This is a genomic window from Acidisoma sp. L85, assembly GCF_009765865.1.
Taxonomy (GTDB): Bacteria; Pseudomonadota; Alphaproteobacteria; order Acetobacterales; family Acetobacteraceae; genus Acidisoma.
The window spans coordinates 8,077-25,315 of sequence record NZ_LMUQ01000076.1 but is presented as its reverse complement, the minus strand read 5'-3'; the positions used below and the strand labels follow the sequence as shown (position 1 = coordinate 25,315).

The window sequence follows — 17,239 nt, the reverse complement described above, 5'->3', positions numbered from 1 at the left end:
TGATGATGTCGGACAAGCCGATGATGGAGACAAGCGCCGTTGCCTTTAGGATGACCTGCCAATTATTGGCGAGGCCGGGCAAGGCATAGCGCATCATCTGCGGAAACAGGATACGACGGAAAGAATAAAAACGGCCCATACCGATTGCAAGCGCGGCCTCCATTTGCCCGCGGGGCACGGACATGAAGGCGCCGCGAAAGGTTTCGGTGAAATAGGCGCCATAGATGAAGCCGAGGGTGATGACACCGCTGGTGAAGGGATTGAGGTTGAATTGATCCAGCCCGAGCGCATCGGTCAGATCATTCAGCCAGATCTGCAAGCTATAGAAAAGCAGCAGCATGAGAACAAGATCAGGCACACCGCGGATGATCGTCGTATAGACGGTGGCGACCCCAACCGCTATTCGGCTACGGGAGAGTTTGGCGGAAGCGCCAAGAAGACCGATGAGGAAGGAGGCCGCAAGACTGAGCATCGACAGTTCGATCGTCGTCAACGCGCCGTCAAGGATGGCCGGGCCATAGCCTGCGAGATTCATTCAACTCCTCCGAAAGCGGCCGTGCCCAGCACACAATGCCTGGCACGCCCTGTCACCCGCGATACGGCGGGCAATGGTCACGGGCCGCAGGCTTACGCAGTTGCGGCCCGGACCTCCGGATCAGCTTCAGTTCGCGCTGGCTTGGTAGATGTTGAAGTTAAAATATTTGGATTGCAGCTTGTCATAGGTGCCGTCCTTGTGGAGGGCGGCGATCGCCTCATCGATCTTTGCGAGCAGTTCTTTCTCGTTCTTGCGCACGCCGATCGCGACAAAGGAGCCGAGAACGTCCTTCGGATCATCGGTAATGTTGGAGACAAGCGCGTAGTCGGCGCCCTTCGGCGTCTTCAGGAAGCCGTAATCGGCTTCGACAGAATCCTGCAGCGACGCATCCAAGCGGCCGCTGAGAAGATCGGCATAGACCTGATCCTGACCAGGATAAGAGACGACCTTGACGCCGAACGGCTTCCAGTAGGCGTTGGCGTAGGATTCCTGGATGGTGCCGGCTTCGACGCCCACGGTCTTGCCCTTCAGGCCGTCGGCCGTCGCCGTGATCCCCGAACCCTTCTTGGCGATCAGGCTGGTCGGCTCATCGTACATTTGGGTGGAGAAGGAAATCGCCTTTTCGCGCTCCGCTGTCTTCGACATCGAAGAGAGGATGGCGTCAAACTTGCGCGCCTGAAGCGCAGGGATGATGCCGCTGAAAGTCTGCGACACGAACACGCACTTGACCTTTAGATAGCCGCAGATGGCGCGGCCCAGATCCATGTCGAAACCGACGAACTCACCGGAGGGCGACAAGCTCTCGAAGGGCGGATAGCTCGCATCGACGCCGAACTTGAGTTCGGTGAAGGCCTTGGCATGGGCCGGGCCCGTGCCGATAAGGCCGAGTATCATCGCCGCCAGCGCACCGGCAGCCAGAAGCTTCTTCATCAGGTAGTCTCCCTTTGGTCTTGCTAGCCTGGGCAAGGTCGCCCGATCAGCTGGATACCATTGAAAGGCAGTATGCAAGCGGTAGGCCATTTGGGGAACGGGGGCGAAAGCCGATGCTATCGTCGCCGCCCTTCCGCCACTTAATGCACGCGACAGCAAGCAGATGTGTCGCGTCTAAGCTGCTCGGAATGGCCTTTTTGCAAAATGAGTAATCTGCTTGACAAGCCCAACCTGTTGCAGGGAACAATCAGGTTTTGCGAAAGATGTAAGCGCGCAATGGCTCTGGTGCAGCAGATGACGCAACCACCACGAGCATAACAGGGGAGGAGGCGCTACATCTTCGCGACAGGCACAAAATTTCGGTCCGCATGAGGTGCTGAAAGGCATTTCGCTGACTGCCCATGAGCATGACGGACGGGGGTTCAATGCCGGCCCATCTCAAGGGTCACGTAAATTCCGCAGGCGAGGCCAAAGCTGACGGCGGCCGCGACCGCCAACGTTGCGACCGTGCCGTTCACGCCATAGACGCTCAACAACGCCGCACCAATCGAAGGGGCCGCCGCCTGCGCTATGAGGCTCGGCCTGGCCAGCCGTCCCATCGTCGCCGCATAGCCGGGGCCGGCGAACAAGACGAGTGGAAGCGTGCCGCGCGCGATGCTTTCAAGGCCGATACCAGCACCGTAGAAGATCAGTGGCACGGCGAGGAACGGCAATGATGCCCACAAGGCCGCGACGCCAAACGCTACCAGGAGGGTGGAAGCGAGCTTGGTCCAGATGGGATGATGGTAGCGCGCAATCAGAAATTCGATAGTGCGAGCGCCGACCTGAGATGGCCCTACGAGTGCGCCGAGCGCGACCGCAGCCGTGAGGCCGACGCCGCGTGATTGCAGGATCGTGAGCAGGTGGACAGAGAGTAGAGTGGAAATCATCGCGCTCAAGGTGATCGCAGTTGCCAGAACTATGAACAGGAGGCGTGTCTGCCTAACGCCAGACTCGCGCGCCTCTTTCCGAGCTGTGACGGTTACAGCGCGAGGCAGCGCGCGTTCAGCTTCGCGCGGAAGCGTCACGGCGTAGAGGGGCAGCAGTACGGCGAGATTAAAGGCCGCATAGGCAAAACAAGTGCCCCGCCATCCAAAATGAATCACGAGAAACGCGGACAACGGCCAACAGATTGTGCTGGCGAAGCCACCGAACAGGGTCAGGGAAGTAATCGCGGAACGAGCCGCCTCGCCGTAAAGACGGCCGAGAGAGGCAAAGGCGGGGTCATAGAGGCCGGCTCCCATGCCGATGCCGATGACGACCCACGCCGCGAGATAAACGGAAATGGAGTCGGCGAGCGCCAGCACGCAAAGCCCAGCTGCAAGCAATACAGTGCTGGCCATGAGCACGGGGCGTCCGCCTCGCCGTCCAATGGTCCGCCCCATCCATGGAGATACCAGGCCCGCCACAAGCAGGCCGATGGAGAGGCCGCCGATGACCCACGCCAGCGGCCACCCGGTGTCATCTACGATGGGTTTGGCGAGGACCGCCGGCAGATAGTAGGACGATCCCCAAGCGAAAATCTGCCCGATCCCAAGCCCGCTGATGACGATACCCCGGCCGGGCATCAGGCTAACTTGCGTCAGGCACTGTTTTGAGCAGATAGCGCGCGGTCGCTGGGCAAAGGGACATGAGTTGCTCACAGACCGCGATTGATGCAGGCGCGCTTTCTCGGTCCGCCAGCCGGTAACCACAGCTCCTGAAAAAGTCAGTGGCCGTGTCGGTCAGTAGATGCAGCCGCGCAACGCCGCGCGCGACGGCTTCCCGTTCGAGAGCAGTCACGATCCTGCCGCCGTAGCCCTTACTTCGGCTCTCGGCCTCGACCGCAATCGAGCGCAGCAGCATGTCAGGAGCAGAGCCTTCCAGACCGCCGAAGCCGACCAGCTCGCCGGCTTCCGTGAAGCGAAAGAAGAGCCGGCCCGGCTCATTGAGGTCCCCTGTTGGCAGCCCGGCCTGATGCAGCGCTTTCTGAAGGTCGGCGATATCGGTCACGCGTTCTATTTTGAGAACGGTGCCGGTTGTCATGCGCGCGCGCCGCTTTCATACCAACCGCGTGAGCGGCGGACGATATGAACGACCGAGAGCATTACCGGGACTTCCACCAACACGCCGACGACCGTTGAAAGCGCCGCCCCCGACTGGAAGCCAAACAAAGCAATGGCCGTCGCCACGGCCAGCTCGAAGAAATTGCTGGCTCCGATCAGCGCCGAAGGCCCTGCCACACACCACTCAACGCCGAGGCGCCGATTGACCAGGTAAGCCAGTCCCGCGTTGAAGTAGACCTGGATCAGGATCGGCACTGCGAGCATCGCGATGACGAGTGGCTGGCGCATGATCTGCTCGCCCTGCAGGCCGAACAGAAGCACGAGTGTCAGCAGCAGGGCGCCCAAGGATAACGGCGCAAGGGTTCGGAGCGTCCGGCCGAGCACAGCTTTCCCACCTTTCGCGAGTAGCCCACGTCGCCAAAGCTGCGCCACGATGACCGGCACGACGATGTAGAGCACGACCGATAGGATCAGCGTGTTCCATGGCACTGTGATCGATGACAGCCCAAGCAACAGCGCCACGAGCGGCGCGAAGGCAAAGACCATGATCGTGTCGTTGAGCGCGACCTGTGAGAGCGTGAAGTGAGGCTCGCCATCCACGAGGTTTGACCAAACGAATACCATGGCCGTGCAGGGTGCCGCCGCTAGCAGGATCAGCCCGGCCATGTAGCCGTTGATCATAGTGGCCGGGAGGTAGGGCCGGAACAGTAGACCGATGAACAGCCAGCCGAGCAGCGCCATCGAGAAGGGCTTGATCAGCCAGTTGATGACGACAGTGGTCACAATACCGCGCCAGTGGCTTTTGACCTGCCCGAGCGCCGCAAGGTCAATCTTCAGAAGCATAGGCACGATCATCAGCCAGACTAGTACCGCGACCGGCAGATTGACGTGAGCTACCGTGGCCGCACCGAGAGCGTGGAACAGGCCCGGGAGAGCCTGCCCAAGGCCAATGCCGGCGACAATGCAGAGCGCGACCCAGAGCGTCAGATAGCGCTCGAACAGCCCCATGGATGGCGCTTTGCCAGGCGCAACAGCAACCGCCTCACTCATTACGCAGGCCTCGCAACGCGATTGCCGTCCGCATCCACGACCACCTCGCCATCTTCTTTCGAGAGCGCGCCGCGCTGCGGATTAGGGAGAATGTCCAGCACCGTCTCGGACGGGCGGCAGAGCTTCACGCCTTTCGGCGTTACGACGATTGGCCGGTTGATGAGGATGGGATGCACCATCATCGCGTCGATCAGTTGCTCGTCTGTCAGAGCAGGATCGCCCAATTTAAGTTCGTCGTAAGGTGTCACTTTCCGTCGCAATAATTTACGCGCCGCGATCCCCATGCGGTCAATCAGGCTGATCAGCTCATTGCGTGATGGCGGCGTTTTTAGATACTCGATGACGCGCGGCTCCTCGCCACTGTTGCGGATTAGGGCGAGGACGTTACGCGACGTGCCGCAGGCCGGGTTGTGATAGATTGTGACCGTCATGCAGCCGTCGCGCAGCAGGGTGCCTCAGCGGTCAGTTCCGGCTTTGGAGCACAGCAAGCACCTTGCGGAGTTTCAAGCGTGCAGCAGTCCCCGGATAACTCTACGGGCTCATCGCTGCCGGAATAAATCTGGGCATCCGCCATCGTGTGATAGGCCTCCCACGCGAGGCCGTTCGGGTCTTCCACCCAAGATTTCTCAGAGCGGGCATAACAGCAGGTTGTCTCGCCGTCGCTATGCGTCGAGATATTCGCCTGCGACATCTGATCACGCAGCGTTCCTAACTCGTCCGCGTCATCTACCTGGATTCCCATGTGATCGACGCCGATTGTTTTCGCGCGGGTCGAGATCGCGAAGTTGACCCGGGGATCATCAAGCATCCATTTGGCATAGTCGGACTTGAGCTTTACCGGCTCCGCGCCAAACAAAGCATTGTAGAATTTCACACTATCGGACAGGTCTTTGACCCCGACATGGACGTGCAGGCGCTTCATTGGCGTATTCCTTCCTTAGCGTCGATGAGGGTGGATGGATCGCAGATGCCGACGGCGCAGCCCGCAGGATCACCTTGGCAGCAGTTTTCTGTCAGGTAGCCGAGCAGCGCGTTCATGGCGGCGTATTCGGCCATGTAGATCAGTGAGCGTCCTTCCCGCCGAAACGTCACGAGGCCGGCCTGCCTCAGTTGGTTCAGGTGAAACGACAGAGTTGCCGAAGGAAGGCCCAGCCTTTCGCCAATCTGACCGGCAGGCATCCCATCAGTCCCGGCCTGCACCAGCAGTCGGAACACGTCGAGGCGGGACTCCTGAGCTAGAGCTGAGAGAGCGGTAACAGCGTCTGACTTCTCCATATTTCTAGAGAAATGGAAATGTATCTGCGTTGTCAAGCCTCATTTCTGGCTGGAGGCGGCGGACTGGCTACTGTTGTCACGCCTGCTATCGATGAAGAGGCTGCGCGACCGCGCTCATCCTTGAGCGTCCGATTAGGGCAAGGTTAAACGGGACGCAGGAAGACAGCCCAAAACCTGCCGAAGTAGCTGTGGCCTTCAGCGGTAAATGGCGGAACTTTTCCAGTGCTAGATGGCGCACCTGGCGCTGAGTTGGACGGGCAGCGGACCTTCACGCGGCGCTGCTATCATGACGCCGTTACTGCGGGTAGGGCGGCGAAGGGCCGACGCTCGGGTTCCTCAGCCAGGCTATCTTGGCATCAACGAACGAGACGAGCTTTTCCAGCTCAGAAATTCTTCCTGTGAGGCGATCGCGTTGCTCCGCCAGGAAGGAGATCACCACGTCGTCTTCCTCCCCGTCGAAAGCCCGTTTGCTGATGAACGCGCCGATCTCCTTGAGCGATAACCCCAGCGCCTGGCCGGCACGGATGATGCGGGCCTTCTCGAGATCGAGGGCTGAGAAGATCTGGTAGGGACGCGACCCGCCCTTCGTCCCGACCTCCGGATGGAGCAAGCCCCGGCGGACGTAGAGCCGCACCGCATCAACCGACAGCCTGCTTTCCCGGGCAAAGGCGGCGATCATCATCGCGGACAAAGCCATTGACTGTGGACCATGGACCACCGTTATAGCGATCAGCCGGGTGCGGCAATGCCCTGGCCACCGGCTGTCCCCATCCGGCCCTGACCACGATGGAGATCAACATGTCCGAAACCGATGCCGTTGAAAGCTTTCCAGCCATGCTGCGCCGCGTGCTGGGTCGCCGTCTCAAACCCGACGCCGAGACGTTTCCAGACATGTTCGCCGGGGATGGCGTCTTCGAGTACCCCTTTGCGCCGCCCGGGTTGAACGCGTCGATGGCAGGCCGGGACGCCATCGTCGCGAACTTCCAGAGGATCAGGAAGCTGCTTCGGATCGACAGCGTCGCCGACGTTTCCGAGATCAAGACAAGCGATCCGGACGTGGTTGTGCTTGAGTTCTCCGGGCGCGGAGAGGGCGTGATCACGAGAGAAACTTACGACCAGCGCTACATCTCGGTGATCCGCATGCGCGATGGGAGCATTGTCCACTACAAGGACTACTGGAACCCGATTGCTCTTCTTCGAGCAGTCAAAGGCAGTGAAGCGACGAGGGATTTGACGATAGACTAGGCCCTGCTGACGGAACCTCGGAAAGCGCCGCTAACCTGCCGAGCGAGCGATAAACGGTCGGCCTTGAGATGGAGAACAGTTCGGCAAGGTCGGTGATCGAGTAGTCGCCGGTGTCGTGCATCCGGCGCAGCTCCTTCTGCTGCTTGTCGGAGAGCTTGGGCTGCTTGCCGCGCAGCTTACCCCTGGACCGGGCGATGGCCATGCCCTCGCGGGCGATGTGTTGATGGTCACCAAGCCAGACCGCCTGGCCGCAGCACCGCCGAGCTACTGACGACCGAGGCTGACCTGGCAAGCGCAGCATCGGGCTCGTCATCCTCTCCATGGGCGGCGAGAAGCTCGACACCCGTAACCCGACCAGGAAGCTGATGCTGACCATCCTGGCAGGCGTGGCCACCTGGGAGCGGGAGATCATGCTGGAGCGGCAGCGGAGGGCATCGCAGCGGCAAAGGCGGCGGGCAAGTACAAGGGCCGCCCGGTCAGCATCAGAGCGGAAGACGTTAAGCTCCTGGCCGAAACCATGGGTCCGGCCGCCATCGCCAAACAGCTCGGCATTGCCCGCAGCAGTGTATATCGGCTGCTGGAACAGCCAGCGCGGTCGGCTACGAGCTGAGTACGCCGCCCATCAAGCTGCACGACAGGTGCATTGGTGTATGGAAAACCCTTTTCGCGTCCAGGTGATGGCCAGGAGTCGGCCAGGAGTCGGCCAGGAGATGGCCAGGAGACGTCCAGGTAACGTCGGGCGCGAGCCCTGTGACAAGGCCCTGTCGGAGCGGGAGAGAACCGCGAGAGGACCGGGAGACCATGGGAGAGCTGAGGGTTTTCCATACACCACCCGTCGTGCACGGTGATGGGCGCTGAAATGTGTCGAGCCCCGCCAGGGTGCGAGTAAGCCCAAGCCGGCGGCGTACATATACGACGCATATCTTGCCAGCAGTCCTCAGCTCATTTGCGCGCACTTAGGCTCATTCGAGTGCATGAAGCGGAATGAACCTAAATGAGGTCGCGTCCTGCAAATTTGCCGGATTGTCCAGGTTTCTGCAGATTCGCGGGCACACTCGTTTCCATTGTCGTTGCCATTCCCAGTTCCATTCGCGTGGCCACTTATCGTTGACGAAAGATAACAACTGAATCGGCGGTTCTCTGACAGACCAAGGCACCCTAGACGAATGCTCAGATGGGATCGGGCGCCATGGCGGAATATGAAAAGACGCGCTGGCTGAGCAGGCGGGCGGCGGCCGAATATCTATCGATGGAGGTTGACCACCTGAAGCGGCACGTGAAGGCCGGAAGATTGCCGAAGCCGTCCTTCCACCTAGGCCCCAAGACGCCCCGCTGGGACAGGGAGGCGCTGGACGCGGGGCGATACAGGGCAGCCAGGGCCAGGCAGAAAGTTACGAGGAGACGGTGAATGACATTCTCTCGGGCAAATACTCGCGTCAGCGAAGCGGACGAGGGACAGCTCCGCCGAATCCCCAGATTGTCGCGAGCAGCCGGAGCCTGAGCTCGCTCGACGCCAGCGCCTTCACAAGGAACGACTGCGCAAGGTTCCCGGCGCCATCCAGGAATGTGAGAATGTGCCACTTCTCGGTCATTAGACCGGCAGTATGGCTGGCCGAGATTTGGAAGAACGGTCGCCCAGTCCCTTTCGCGTCCCAATTCTGCACATATTCAATCCATCGGCATGGCAGCGTCAGGCGCCGCCGGTGACCATCGATTGGATGCGTGATCAGCGTGATCTCGTGGGCATACCAGCCTTTGTCATGTTCCATCGGCCTAGTTCCCTTTGAAGCCCTTCAGGCTACGGACGGCCTGTATTGTGCCAAGCATAGGCACGCCAGGGAAAGTTTCGCGATGTCCCTCCGCGTCGGCCGGACTGATACTTTAAGTCCGGACACTGAACCTAAACCCGCAGCTCCCGAGGAATGACTCACGGTTCACCGCGTTTTAGCGTAATGAGGTTCCATCGTCAGCTCGCTCATCCGATGCCGGTGACAGTAGTTCGCGCGACGACCAGCCAAAATTGAGACAGACCTAGCGAGCTAGCGTTCAATGAGCGCTGGACGACATTTTTAACGGGAGCGAATTTCGTGGCCGAGCGGTTAGTCGATGTGCTGAACGATAATAATACGGTCCTGCATACATTTCCGGTCACGCTCGGAGTGGCAGAGGCCAAGCTATCGGATACGAAGTTTGAGGAGAAAGCGCTGTCTGCCGCGGCTCATTCTCAGCTTGTTCCGACTGAGGAGCTCGAGAGTCTTTCTGCCCGGATGCATATCAGCCGGAGTGGCGCCATGACGCCGTATGGCGATAGCCACGACGTTCTGATGGAAACAAAGACTGACCTCGACCGGATCGTCCGCCAGCGCGCCTACGAGCTTTGGGAACAAGAAGGCCGACCCGAAGGACGCTCGGACGAATACTGGCACCGCGCCCACGAACAGCGCCTGCGTGAGCGAGCCTATCGGATATGGGAGCAGGAAGGATGCCCTGAGGGGCAGGCTGACCGACATTACAGCTGGACCTGCGGCTTCGAAGAGGTTTGAGCTTTCACGAGATCTGAAAGCTATCTTCTTAGGAGGGCCATCGTCAGCTTTGGGAGCGCCAGGTTAGACGTGGAATAGAGCAAGCGATCGTGAGAGTCATCCCCGCCCCATCGAGCGTATTAAGGGAAGTTACGCTGAGCCCAGTGGCGTTTGCCGCTCAGGAGGGCTGTATCCTTGTATATCCAGCTCGTGCTTTTCGTCGTCGCCCTCGTCGCTTGCTTCCTCGCAATCGACTACATCAGACGCGGCGAGGTCGCGCGGACCACAGGGCCTGCTCGTTTGTCCAAACGACAACTCAGGAAGATGCGTCGCAGTCACCGCAGTGTTTTCCGATAGATCACTGCAGCTGCGCGGCAACCAGCCTTAGAAGGTCCGCAAGCTCCCTGCACCCGTTTCTGGGCAGTTGGCGAGCATCTTCGCATGGCTCTGCACGAACGCTTGAAGCAACAGACCGTAAACGCTGCTCTGGCAGGGGACACCCCTTAGGGCACGGGATGTGACGAAGCGTAACGTCAACCTACTGTGACGCCCGCTAAGTTGGCTGCGGCCCAAGTTGTTGATGGGCCGGCGGAGCCACTAGCCGCCGGGGCGCGGTTCCCGTGGTGCAGTCATAATCCCCTGTCACCGCGAGGCGGAAATTAGGCCGCTAACTCGCGCCTTCGGCGTTCGGGGCTGTGTCGATAGCAATGCCCGGACGCCGAACCTCACTTACCCAGGTTCAAAGTTGATGAGCATTAAGTGCGCGGCGGTGGCATGTTTAAGCCGAGGCCAGCGGAAGCGAGATCCGCTGACATGCCATCCTCGAACTGTTGCACGGCGCGCTCTTCGACGGCGATCTAAGGGTGAGCAGGCATTCAGGGTGTCGGTTCGGTATCGTTAGCGGCTCTCAAGAAATTCAGCAGCCGCTCGTTCAACGCAGGGCTTTCGTCATCCGTATTCACCAACAGCTGCGCGTGTGCTCGTGCCAGTTCGGCGCGGACAACCTCAATCGGTGGCTCCAGGCCCCGAAGCTCCAATTCAATATCGAGGTCGTAGTAGCCAAGCCTATCTTCGGCACCCCGGCTTCTGAACCAAGCCACGAATGCTGCCTCCCAAAGGCTGTTGAGGTCGCCGGCAGGTAGATTTGCGTTAATCCTACCCCGCCGCAGATAGGCCTCCGTTTCCCGAGTCATTTCTATATCGAGAAAGTCGGTCCGGGCGTCGCGGTTAGGCGCTCCATCAGCCACAGGATTTCATCCCTAGAACGTTCTAAGGCCGGCAGTTATGGGGACGGCCGAACGCCAGTTCAAAGCCCGGTGCCAAAGTCGTGTGATAGTAGTGCCGCTCGTTGAACCGGCTTCACCATCACAGCGCCTCGGTCGGCTGAGCGGTGCACACAAAACCTTGAGTCGCTAGAGCGTGAATTCCGCCGTGTCAGTGAAGAGCCATAGCTTGATTAGGTCGGTGGGGTTTCGGATTGGGAACCGATTGCCTGTGGTCCGCGGTGAGGCGTCGCATTCGATCCGACTGATTTGAGCCTGCGAGGGCCGATGCAGCGCGTTCCAGCCCAGACTCCCGCCCTTTTCGAACAACCTCAGACCGCGCAAGACTCAACTGGTTGCAGTTCACAATCAGATGGAGGTTCCCATGGCCAAGGTGCGCGTAGCGGGTTTGGGAGTGTCCGTCGACGGCTTCGGGGCCGGCCCGGACCAGAGCCTGGAGTATCCGCTCGGCAAACGGGGCCAGGAGTTGATGAGTTGGTTCTTCCCGACCCGGACTTTTCGATCGATGGTCGGGAAAGAGGGAGGGACTGAAGGTGCTGACGATCGCTTCGCCCGCGCCGCGATGGAAGGTTTTGGCGCCTTCATCCTCGGCCGCAATATGTTCGGGCCGGCCGGCGACGACTGGGGCGGGCCCGACTGGAAGGGCTGGTGGGGCGACAACCCCCCGTATCACGCGCCGACCTTGATCCTCACGCACTACGCCCGGCCGCCAATCGTGATGGAAGGCGGGACGACCTTCCATTTCGTCACCGACGGGATCGAGGCGGCGCTCGCCCAGGCCAAGGCCGCCGCGGGCGACCTGGACGTGAAGATCGGCGGCGGAGTTTCGACGGTCCGCCAGTATCTGCTGGCAGGAATGATCGATGAGTTGCACTTGGCGCTGTCGCCCGTCGTTCTGGGCCGTGGCGAATCCCTGTTCGCAGGTGTCGACCTGCCAGGCCTTGGCTATCGGGTGACGGAGGTGGTCCCAACCGAGCTGGCGACCCATGCCCTGCTGACGCGCTGACTCGATAGATCTGAGATTAAGTGATCGCAAGCGATCGGGAGCGATCCCCAATGAGAACGGCAGTTACCTCGGCGACGCGATCACTGGCGATCACTTAAAATCATAGAGACGGATGGCAGGATAGGCATTGCTACGTAGCAATGCGGGGTCTTACTCGCCAGAGGCTCGACGATCGCGGGACTGCCTAGACCGAGGCTGTAGCCAGAAGCCGGTCCGCAGCGACATCGAGCCGCCCGATAAGGTGTCGCAGGCTCGCCAGATGGTCCGCGACGGCCTGCGCCCGATCGACAGGGTTTTCCGGCAGGTGCCGCAGCGCGTAAGCCGCGTAGGTCGCCACCCGTTGGAGCGCCTCGATGGCGGCCTGGCAGTCAGCTCGCGTGGCGGCAGAGGCTCGAGGACTGAGGCGTTTGAGATGGGCCTTGCCCTCGCTCACGCCCAGGTGGGCGTCCTTCAAGACATCGAGGATGCGACGCTCACCCGCGGTCATGCGGTGGTCCCTTTGTGGCGGTCGGTCGGTTGGGCATAGTTGGTTACGGTAAACATTACTTACCGTTCCTCGCAGCCTCCAGAGCCCAGAGAAATCAACCTTTTGGCAAAAGTCATTGTCTTGCTGCCAGCGGGTAGTGTCTCAGTTTGAAATGGCTGGGTTGAGAGGGCCGTACAAGGACGAGAGAGGGCTAACACCCAGCACGCCGCTCCCAGACTCATCGCTACTGCGTCGGCTGAGCACTGGCCAAGATCAAATCGGAGCACGATCGCTTAAGCCTCGATGAGCAGACGTCCACCCAAGGCTACGAGGCAGATACCCATCACGCTTTCGATCGCCGTCTTAACCCGAGCGAACCCCCGACGCACGGCCGGCTTAGAGAACATAAAAGCGAGGCTGCAATACCAACCGGCTGAGATCGCACCTGCAATCGCGACAGTAGCGGCATAGAACCACGACGGGGCGTCCGGCGGAACCATCAGCGCGAAGATGCTAGCGTAAAAGGCAATCGATTTGGGGTTCCCCATGCTGACGAGGTAAGCGCGCTTCATCGCCTCCCAAGGCTTAGGCTGCCGAGCAGTGCCCGACAGGTTGAGAGGTTTCCTGGCCCCAACAATCATTTTGACGCCGATGTAGATGAGGTAGAAGGCGCCTATGATGCGGACTCCCTCATAGACCCATGCCGCGTGGGAGAGCAGCAGGCCGAGCCCGGAGATCGCGAAGACCGTCCACGTGAGGCTTGCTCCCGCCAGCCCCAGGCCAGCTGCCAATCCGGCAATCCGCGATGCACGCATGGCCGTCGAGCTGACGATGACGAAGTTAGGCCCCGGGCTGATGACGCTGAGCGCCATGATGCCCGCAAGAGCCGGGAGAGATCCGACGTAGTCCATGGCACTCTCTCCTCATTAGGCCGATGAATAGGACTAGCATGTCTGCATGGTTGACGCCCGGTTTGGCCAAGACGGCGAACGAGGCTCTGTGCCACGCTCAATTATGGCATCTGGCGAGTAAGACCCCGCATTGCTACGTAGCGGGCGCTGGAACTGATGCCGGAGCCTAGGATGTGACCGCGAGAGCTTTGGGTTTGGCCGCGGCATCCAGCCCCTCCAGGAATTCCGACAGGCCGCCATCGTCAGCGAGAGCCGCCGCCTGTGACAGCGGCACCCACATTATCTTGCGCTCCAAATGCTCCTTCCACTGGGCAAGGTGCTCCGACACGTCGAGCCGGAACACGGTGACCTCACAGGGCACCTGTTTGCCCGAGGGTAGGCATTTTTGAGTGCGATAGTGCCCGATCGGCATCTTGCTGATGACGCCGCAAACCCCGGCCTCCTCTCGAGCCTCGAGCAACGCTACGGCGCTGGGCTGCATCCCTTTCTCCGGATGCCCCTTGGGAATGATCCACCGCTGCTTGGCACGCGACGTGATGAGAAGCACATGCAGTGTCCCGCCGGTCTCCATGACCGGCAGTGCCGCAAATTGCTTCAGGAGTTTCGCCATCGATCCTAGGTGGGAACGAAGGCGGCTGTAACCAAAGGAATTGAGGCCAGCCCTGACGCGCCAGCGCCTCAAGGACCCAATGGGCGGGGCTGTCTCAGGGCTTGGCGGCAGCCTCCAGCAGAACTTGCTGCTGAACAATCTGATCAATGGCGGCGGCAGCGGCGGGGGGTCGGCGATTGGAAGCGAAAACCGCCCTCAGGGGGTCAGTATTGCGCCTCATCTTTCGTTGCGAGTCTGCCTCCTACCGGACTCTGCGGCAAGCTTTGTGTGCAAGGATGAGATCCCCGTCGCTAGAAGACCGAAGACGAGACCGCAGATAGGCGCGACGTGGGACGCAATCCGATCCAGTTCACCGTCGTAGATGTGAAATAGATAGGCGTAGGTCGCCCAGGCGAGCACGGTGCCCAGGTAGGCGCCGATAGTTGTAGCGACGAAGACGCCGAGAGATTTCACGCTGCGACCCTAGGATGAAGTGGACCATCAAGGTCGTGTGGGAAATGTCAGAAGCATCTCACAAGTTGGGCAGATGGATTACAAAGACGCCATGCCGGCTGCGGGGCGCCGAGAGCTATGCCGCTGCCTTAGCGTCCCGTATCCGCATGATGGTCTGCCGGCTGGTGCCGTAGTGCCTGGCCAACTCTGAGACACTGTCACCGGCCCCCCAGGGCAGCCAGCACGGCCTGCTTCTTCGTTCCCTAGGACGACCGAGAACACTGCCGTCAGCCTTTACTCTGGCCAGTCCGGCGTGCGTCCGCTCGATCAGGAGGTCGCGCTCGAACTGAGCGACATGGTTGATGACGCCCGTCATGCGACCCGCGGCACTGGTCAGGTCGACGCCGCCAAGGGCGAGGCAGTGAACCCGGACGCCAAGCTCGGCCAGCTTGGCGACTGTGCTGGAGACGTCGATGGCGTCGCGCCCGAGGCGGTCCAGCTTGGTGACGATGAGGACATTGTCCTGCTCCAGCCTGTTCATCAGCTGCTGAAATTCCGGGCGGCGCGCAATAGCTGAGCTGCCAGAGACGGTTTCCGAAACCACGCGGCGGCGATCGACCTTGAGGCCGGCGCTCTAATTGGTTTGGACTTACTCGCGAAGGGTGCCGACCGAGCTTCGATGCGGCTCGGTTATCCTCGGTCGGCTGCTAGCAATTGCCCTAACTGGCCGAAGCGGCAAGGGACGCGGCGCCCAGCCGCAAGCCACTAAGCCGCAAACTCCATGAAGAGTGGCGCTTCCTGCCCTACCGGCGGGCGACCTCTAGGCGGCAATCGGCACAAAGCAGGCACTGGCGGCGGATCATCGTCGTCGTCATCGTAACGTTTCCGGCGGATGATGTTGCCAATCCGCCGGATCCTCCGCCTGGGCCGCCACGATGTGAAAGACGCGTATCCTAACTCGCCTCTCTCGATGCCCACGTCAAAGTCGTCCACCGCGCGAAGGGCCGCGTAGAGATCGTCGACGTCCACGAAGGCGCCGTTGTCCAGCTGACGCCAGCGCGGGGTATCCGGAAGAGCACGTGCATCTGATAGCCATGACGCAAGGACCGCGCGCTTCTCATCCCTGCTTAGGGTTGGATCACCCAAGATCTTCTCCGGGCGGGCGAGGAAAGGCGCTGACGGCTTCAGCCCGTCCTCTGAGGTCTTGCAGTCCTTTGTATTTTGCGCACTCAATTTTAGCGCAGGTACAGCTTGGTCACTCATCTCTTATCTCCACGATCAGGCCTCCCAGCGCCGCTGGGAGGCTCAACCAAAGCCCTAGGCAGCGAAACTTAGGCAGCCTGTGTCTGCGCCTGCCGATCTATATTCGGATCAGACAGCTTCAGCCGATTGTCTTGTCCGGAGATTTCCGTCGGAGCATCGATCTCGATGCGCCGAGGCTTCAGCGCCTCGGGGATCTCGCGGACGAGCTCAATCGACAGCAGGCCGTTCTCGATTGTCGCCGCTGAGACCTTCACATGATCGGCTAAGTTGAACGTCTGCCGGAAGCTGCGAAAGGCCAGCCCATGGTGCAGCATCTCGCGCTGGCCTTGCTCTGCCTTCTTCTGGCCCGTTACGACAAGCGCATTGCCCTGCTGGACGACCTCAATGTCGCTTCGGTCGAAACCAGCAACCGCCATGCTGATGTGATACCGGTTCTCACCCGTGCGCTCGATATTGTAGGGCGGCCAATCCGGGCGCGCCGAGGCTTCTTCGAGTTTATCGAACAGCCGATCAAAACCCACGGTGGAACGGAACAGGGGAGCGAAGTCATAGGTTCTCATAACCACATCCTCCTTGAGCAACATGGATACGGATACGCCGCCTCCGACGGCGTCTCATCGAGCCGCTTGGGCCTCGACGGTCGGCGAGGTAATTCGGCAGAAATCCCCGTTCAAGAGGGTCGCTTGATTTTTTTGCCAACCTTTTCGAAGCGATGGGTCGCTAGCCACCGGCGCGGTCGGTTAGATAGTGCCCGTATGTGCAACCTTTACAGCGTTACCAAGGGCCAGCAGGCGATCCGAGACTTCACCCGGGCGATGACCGACCGCACGGGCAATATGCCGCCGTTGCCCGGCATCTTCCCCGACTATCCGGCGCCGATTGTCCGCAACCAGCCGGACGGCCGCGAGCTGACGATGGCGCGCTGGGGCATGCCGACGCCGCGGCAATTCCTCATCGACGCAAAGGGCCAGCCAAGGAAGTCGGACTCCGGCGTGACCAACATCCGCAACACGAACTCCTCCCACTGGCGAAGATGGCTTGGTGTTGAGAGCCGATGCGTGGTGCCGTTCACCAGTTTCTCCGAGAACGAGGTGCTGTCGGACGGGTCTCGGCCGCCGATCTGGTTCGCGCTGGACGAAAGCCGGCGGCTGGCAGTCTTCGCCGGCATCTGGACGCGCTGGACATCGGTTCGGAAGGTCAAGGAGGGCGAGACCACCAACGATATCTTTGGCTTCCTGACGACCGAGCCCAACGCCCTCGTGGGCACTTATCACCCGAAGGCGATGCCGGTGATCCTGACAACCCAGGAGGAGATCGACATCTGGATGATGGCGCCTGCCCTGGAGGCGCTGAGGCTGCAGCGGCCGCTCGCGGATGACGCGCTGATTGTCGTAGCGAGGGGCGAGAAACAGGACCCCCCAGCGGCGTCAGAAACTCTTGGCAGCGAGAAGGTTCAGACCGTCGATGCTGCTCAGAAGCCGATGACGCAGCCTACCTTATGGGAGGTGGCGCCTGAGGAATGAGCGGCTGACCATTCCGCTGATTGACGGGGTTGAACGGCGGCGCGACGGGCGGCGGCCCGATCGGACGCAGAGGCACGGCAGGCGGGGGTCTGGGAGGCAGCCCT

The 17,239-nt window shown here is 60.7% G+C and carries 21 protein-coding genes and 2 pseudogenes; 6 read left to right on the top strand and 17 right to left on the bottom strand.

Features of this window, described 5'->3' with window-relative positions; genetic code table 11:
* The 9 genes from GSQ83_RS25975 to GSQ83_RS25935 all read right to left on the bottom strand — a co-directional run.
* Positions 1–535, bottom strand: a 535-nt coding sequence (locus GSQ83_RS25975) for an ABC transporter permease (protein WP_158805778.1), incomplete at its 3' end; no start/stop codon positions are given.
* Positions 536–661: 126 nt separating this feature from the next.
* Positions 662–1,465, bottom strand: coding sequence for a transporter substrate-binding domain-containing protein (locus GSQ83_RS25970; RefSeq protein WP_158805777.1), 804 nt, complete (start codon positions 1,463–1,465; stop codon positions 662–664).
* Positions 1,466–1,887: 422 nt separating this feature from the next.
* Entirely contained in the window at positions 1,888–3,072 is a 1,185-nt protein-coding gene (locus GSQ83_RS25965; RefSeq protein ID WP_158805776.1) for an MFS transporter, read from the bottom strand.
* 4 nt (positions 3,073–3,076) lie between these two features.
* Positions 3,077–3,529: an arsenic resistance N-acetyltransferase ArsN2 gene (gene arsN2 / locus GSQ83_RS25960; RefSeq protein WP_158805775.1), complete on the bottom strand. Its 453-nt coding sequence runs from the start codon at positions 3,527–3,529 to the stop codon at positions 3,077–3,079.
* Complete coding sequence (gene arsB / locus GSQ83_RS25955; protein WP_158806070.1) at positions 3,526–4,557, bottom strand: ACR3 family arsenite efflux transporter; 1,032 nt, start codon at positions 4,555–4,557, stop codon at positions 3,526–3,528. Before arsB ends, arsN2 begins: the two co-directional genes overlap by 4 nt.
* 41 nt (positions 4,558–4,598) lie before the next feature.
* Positions 4,599–5,030 (bottom strand): arsenate reductase (glutaredoxin), encoded by a 432-nt coding sequence (gene arsC / locus GSQ83_RS25950; protein ID WP_158805774.1) that lies wholly within the window; start codon positions 5,028–5,030, stop codon positions 4,599–4,601.
* Positions 5,027–5,521: an ArsI/CadI family heavy metal resistance metalloenzyme gene (locus GSQ83_RS25945; protein ID WP_158805773.1), complete on the bottom strand. Its 495-nt coding sequence runs from the start codon at positions 5,519–5,521 to the stop codon at positions 5,027–5,029. The genes arsC and GSQ83_RS25945 overlap by 4 nt, the downstream gene beginning before the upstream one ends.
* On the bottom strand, positions 5,518–5,874 hold the full coding sequence (locus GSQ83_RS25940) for a helix-turn-helix transcriptional regulator (protein WP_158806069.1): 357 nt from the start codon (positions 5,872–5,874) through the stop codon (positions 5,518–5,520). Before GSQ83_RS25940 ends, GSQ83_RS25945 begins: the two co-directional genes overlap by 4 nt.
* Positions 5,875–6,169: 295 nt before the next feature.
* Positions 6,170–6,556: a MerR family transcriptional regulator gene (locus GSQ83_RS25935; protein ID WP_158805772.1), complete on the bottom strand. Its 387-nt coding sequence runs from the start codon at positions 6,554–6,556 to the stop codon at positions 6,170–6,172.
* A gap of 116 nt (positions 6,557–6,672) precedes the next feature.
* Here GSQ83_RS25935 and GSQ83_RS25930 point away from each other — a divergent pair, with 116 nt between their 5' ends.
* Positions 6,673–7,119: a nuclear transport factor 2 family protein gene (locus GSQ83_RS25930; protein WP_216850587.1), complete on the top strand. Its 447-nt coding sequence runs from the start codon at positions 6,673–6,675 to the stop codon at positions 7,117–7,119.
* Here GSQ83_RS25930 and GSQ83_RS25925 read toward each other — a convergent pair.
* Positions 7,079–7,330: pseudogene (locus GSQ83_RS25925) on the bottom strand (helix-turn-helix domain-containing protein); the annotation flags it as partial. The gene GSQ83_RS25930 and the pseudogene GSQ83_RS25925 overlap by 41 nt on opposite strands.
* A gap of 109 nt (positions 7,331–7,439) precedes the next feature.
* On the opposite strand from GSQ83_RS25925, the pseudogene GSQ83_RS30755 reads away from it, so the two are divergent.
* Positions 7,440–7,514: pseudogene (locus GSQ83_RS30755) on the top strand (resolvase); the annotation flags it as partial.
* A 122-nt stretch (positions 7,515–7,636) separates the two neighbouring features.
* Positions 7,637–7,729 (top strand): helix-turn-helix domain-containing protein, encoded by a 93-nt coding sequence (locus GSQ83_RS30750; RefSeq protein ID WP_254065913.1) that lies wholly within the window; start codon positions 7,637–7,639, stop codon positions 7,727–7,729.
* Between the two features lie 826 nt (positions 7,730–8,555).
* Here GSQ83_RS30750 and GSQ83_RS25915 read toward each other — a convergent pair.
* The gene (locus GSQ83_RS25915) at positions 8,556–8,888 is read right to left on the bottom strand and encodes a hypothetical protein (RefSeq protein ID WP_158805771.1); all 333 of its coding nucleotides are present in this window, start codon (positions 8,886–8,888) and stop codon (positions 8,556–8,558) included.
* A 318-nt stretch (positions 8,889–9,206) separates the two neighbouring features.
* Here GSQ83_RS25915 and GSQ83_RS30155 point away from each other — a divergent pair, with 318 nt between their 5' ends.
* Positions 9,207–9,662, top strand: coding sequence for a DUF2934 domain-containing protein (locus tag GSQ83_RS30155; RefSeq protein ID WP_216850586.1), 456 nt, complete (start codon positions 9,207–9,209; stop codon positions 9,660–9,662).
* An 854-nt stretch (positions 9,663–10,516) separates the two neighbouring features.
* On the opposite strand, the gene GSQ83_RS25905 is transcribed toward GSQ83_RS30155, so the two are convergent.
* Positions 10,517–10,888 carry a hypothetical protein gene (locus GSQ83_RS25905; RefSeq protein WP_158805770.1) on the bottom strand — a complete coding sequence of 124 codons (372 nt, stop codon included), beginning with the start codon at positions 10,886–10,888 and terminating at the stop codon, positions 10,517–10,519.
* A 400-nt stretch (positions 10,889–11,288) separates the two neighbouring features.
* On the opposite strand from GSQ83_RS25905, the gene GSQ83_RS25900 reads away from it, so the two are divergent.
* Positions 11,289–11,930, top strand: coding sequence for a dihydrofolate reductase family protein (locus GSQ83_RS25900; RefSeq protein ID WP_158805769.1), 642 nt, complete (start codon positions 11,289–11,291; stop codon positions 11,928–11,930).
* Positions 11,931–12,114: 184 nt separating this feature from the next.
* Here the strand turns inward: GSQ83_RS25900 and GSQ83_RS25895 are convergent, their stop codons facing one another.
* From GSQ83_RS25895 to GSQ83_RS25875, 5 genes are all read right to left on the bottom strand, one after another.
* Positions 12,115–12,417 (bottom strand): hypothetical protein, encoded by a 303-nt coding sequence (locus GSQ83_RS25895; protein WP_158805768.1) that lies wholly within the window; start codon positions 12,415–12,417, stop codon positions 12,115–12,117.
* Positions 12,418–12,689: 272 nt separating this feature from the next.
* The gene (locus GSQ83_RS25890; RefSeq protein WP_158805767.1) at positions 12,690–13,307 is read right to left on the bottom strand and encodes a LysE family translocator; all 618 of its coding nucleotides are present in this window, start codon (positions 13,305–13,307) and stop codon (positions 12,690–12,692) included.
* Between the two features lie 166 nt (positions 13,308–13,473).
* Complete coding sequence (locus tag GSQ83_RS25885; protein ID WP_158805766.1) at positions 13,474–13,917, bottom strand: NUDIX hydrolase; 444 nt, start codon at positions 13,915–13,917, stop codon at positions 13,474–13,476.
* Positions 13,918–14,485: 568 nt separating this feature from the next.
* Positions 14,486–14,953 (bottom strand): recombinase family protein, encoded by a 468-nt coding sequence (locus GSQ83_RS25880; protein ID WP_158805765.1) that lies wholly within the window; start codon positions 14,951–14,953, stop codon positions 14,486–14,488.
* 727 nt (positions 14,954–15,680) lie between these two features.
* Positions 15,681–16,172: an Hsp20 family protein gene (locus GSQ83_RS25875; RefSeq protein WP_158805764.1), complete on the bottom strand. Its 492-nt coding sequence runs from the start codon at positions 16,170–16,172 to the stop codon at positions 15,681–15,683.
* A 195-nt stretch (positions 16,173–16,367) separates the two neighbouring features.
* Between GSQ83_RS25875 and GSQ83_RS25870 the strand changes: the two genes are divergently transcribed.
* A complete protein-coding gene (locus GSQ83_RS25870; RefSeq protein WP_158805763.1) occupies positions 16,368–17,135 on the top strand; it encodes an SOS response-associated peptidase in 768 nt (255 codons plus the stop codon).
* Positions 17,136–17,239 lie beyond the last annotated feature (104 nt).

What these genes read in the sequence shown, in the direction of transcription:
- arsB (WP_158806070.1), bottom strand. Translation starts at nt 4,557, where the DNA reads ATGGGGCTGTTCGAGCGCTATCTGACGCTCTGGGTCGCGCTCTGCATT.
- GSQ83_RS25870 (WP_158805763.1), top strand. Translation starts at nt 16,368, where the DNA reads ATGTGCAACCTTTACAGCGTTACCAAGGGCCAGCAGGCGATCCGAGAC.
- GSQ83_RS25945 (WP_158805773.1), bottom strand. Translation starts at nt 5,521, where the DNA reads ATGAAGCGCCTGCACGTCCATGTCGGGGTCAAAGACCTGTCCGATAGT.
- GSQ83_RS25895 (WP_158805768.1), bottom strand. Translation starts at nt 12,417, where the DNA reads ATGACCGCGGGTGAGCGTCGCATCCTCGATGTCTTGAAGGACGCCCAC.
- GSQ83_RS25970 (WP_158805777.1), bottom strand. Translation starts at nt 1,465, where the DNA reads ATGAAGAAGCTTCTGGCTGCCGGTGCGCTGGCGGCGATGATACTCGGC.
- arsN2 (WP_158805775.1), bottom strand. Translation starts at nt 3,529, where the DNA reads ATGACAACCGGCACCGTTCTCAAAATAGAACGCGTGACCGATATCGCC.
- GSQ83_RS25885 (WP_158805766.1), bottom strand. Translation starts at nt 13,917, where the DNA reads ATGGCGAAACTCCTGAAGCAATTTGCGGCACTGCCGGTCATGGAGACC.
- GSQ83_RS25935 (WP_158805772.1), bottom strand. Translation starts at nt 6,556, where the DNA reads ATGATGATCGCCGCCTTTGCCCGGGAAAGCAGGCTGTCGGTTGATGCG.
- GSQ83_RS25900 (WP_158805769.1), top strand. Translation starts at nt 11,289, where the DNA reads ATGGCCAAGGTGCGCGTAGCGGGTTTGGGAGTGTCCGTCGACGGCTTC.
- GSQ83_RS25930 (WP_216850587.1), top strand. Translation starts at nt 6,673, where the DNA reads ATGTCCGAAACCGATGCCGTTGAAAGCTTTCCAGCCATGCTGCGCCGC.
- GSQ83_RS30750 (WP_254065913.1), top strand. Translation starts at nt 7,637, where the DNA reads ATGGGTCCGGCCGCCATCGCCAAACAGCTCGGCATTGCCCGCAGCAGT.
- GSQ83_RS25890 (WP_158805767.1), bottom strand. Translation starts at nt 13,307, where the DNA reads ATGGACTACGTCGGATCTCTCCCGGCTCTTGCGGGCATCATGGCGCTC.
- arsC (WP_158805774.1), bottom strand. Translation starts at nt 5,030, where the DNA reads ATGACGGTCACAATCTATCACAACCCGGCCTGCGGCACGTCGCGTAAC.
- GSQ83_RS25875 (WP_158805764.1), bottom strand. Translation starts at nt 16,172, where the DNA reads ATGAGAACCTATGACTTCGCTCCCCTGTTCCGTTCCACCGTGGGTTTT.
- GSQ83_RS25940 (WP_158806069.1), bottom strand. Translation starts at nt 5,874, where the DNA reads ATGGAGAAGTCAGACGCTGTTACCGCTCTCTCAGCTCTAGCTCAGGAG.
- GSQ83_RS25915 (WP_158805771.1), bottom strand. Translation starts at nt 8,888, where the DNA reads ATGGAACATGACAAAGGCTGGTATGCCCACGAGATCACGCTGATCACG.
- GSQ83_RS25965 (WP_158805776.1), bottom strand. Translation starts at nt 3,072, where the DNA reads ATGCCCGGCCGGGGTATCGTCATCAGCGGGCTTGGGATCGGGCAGATT.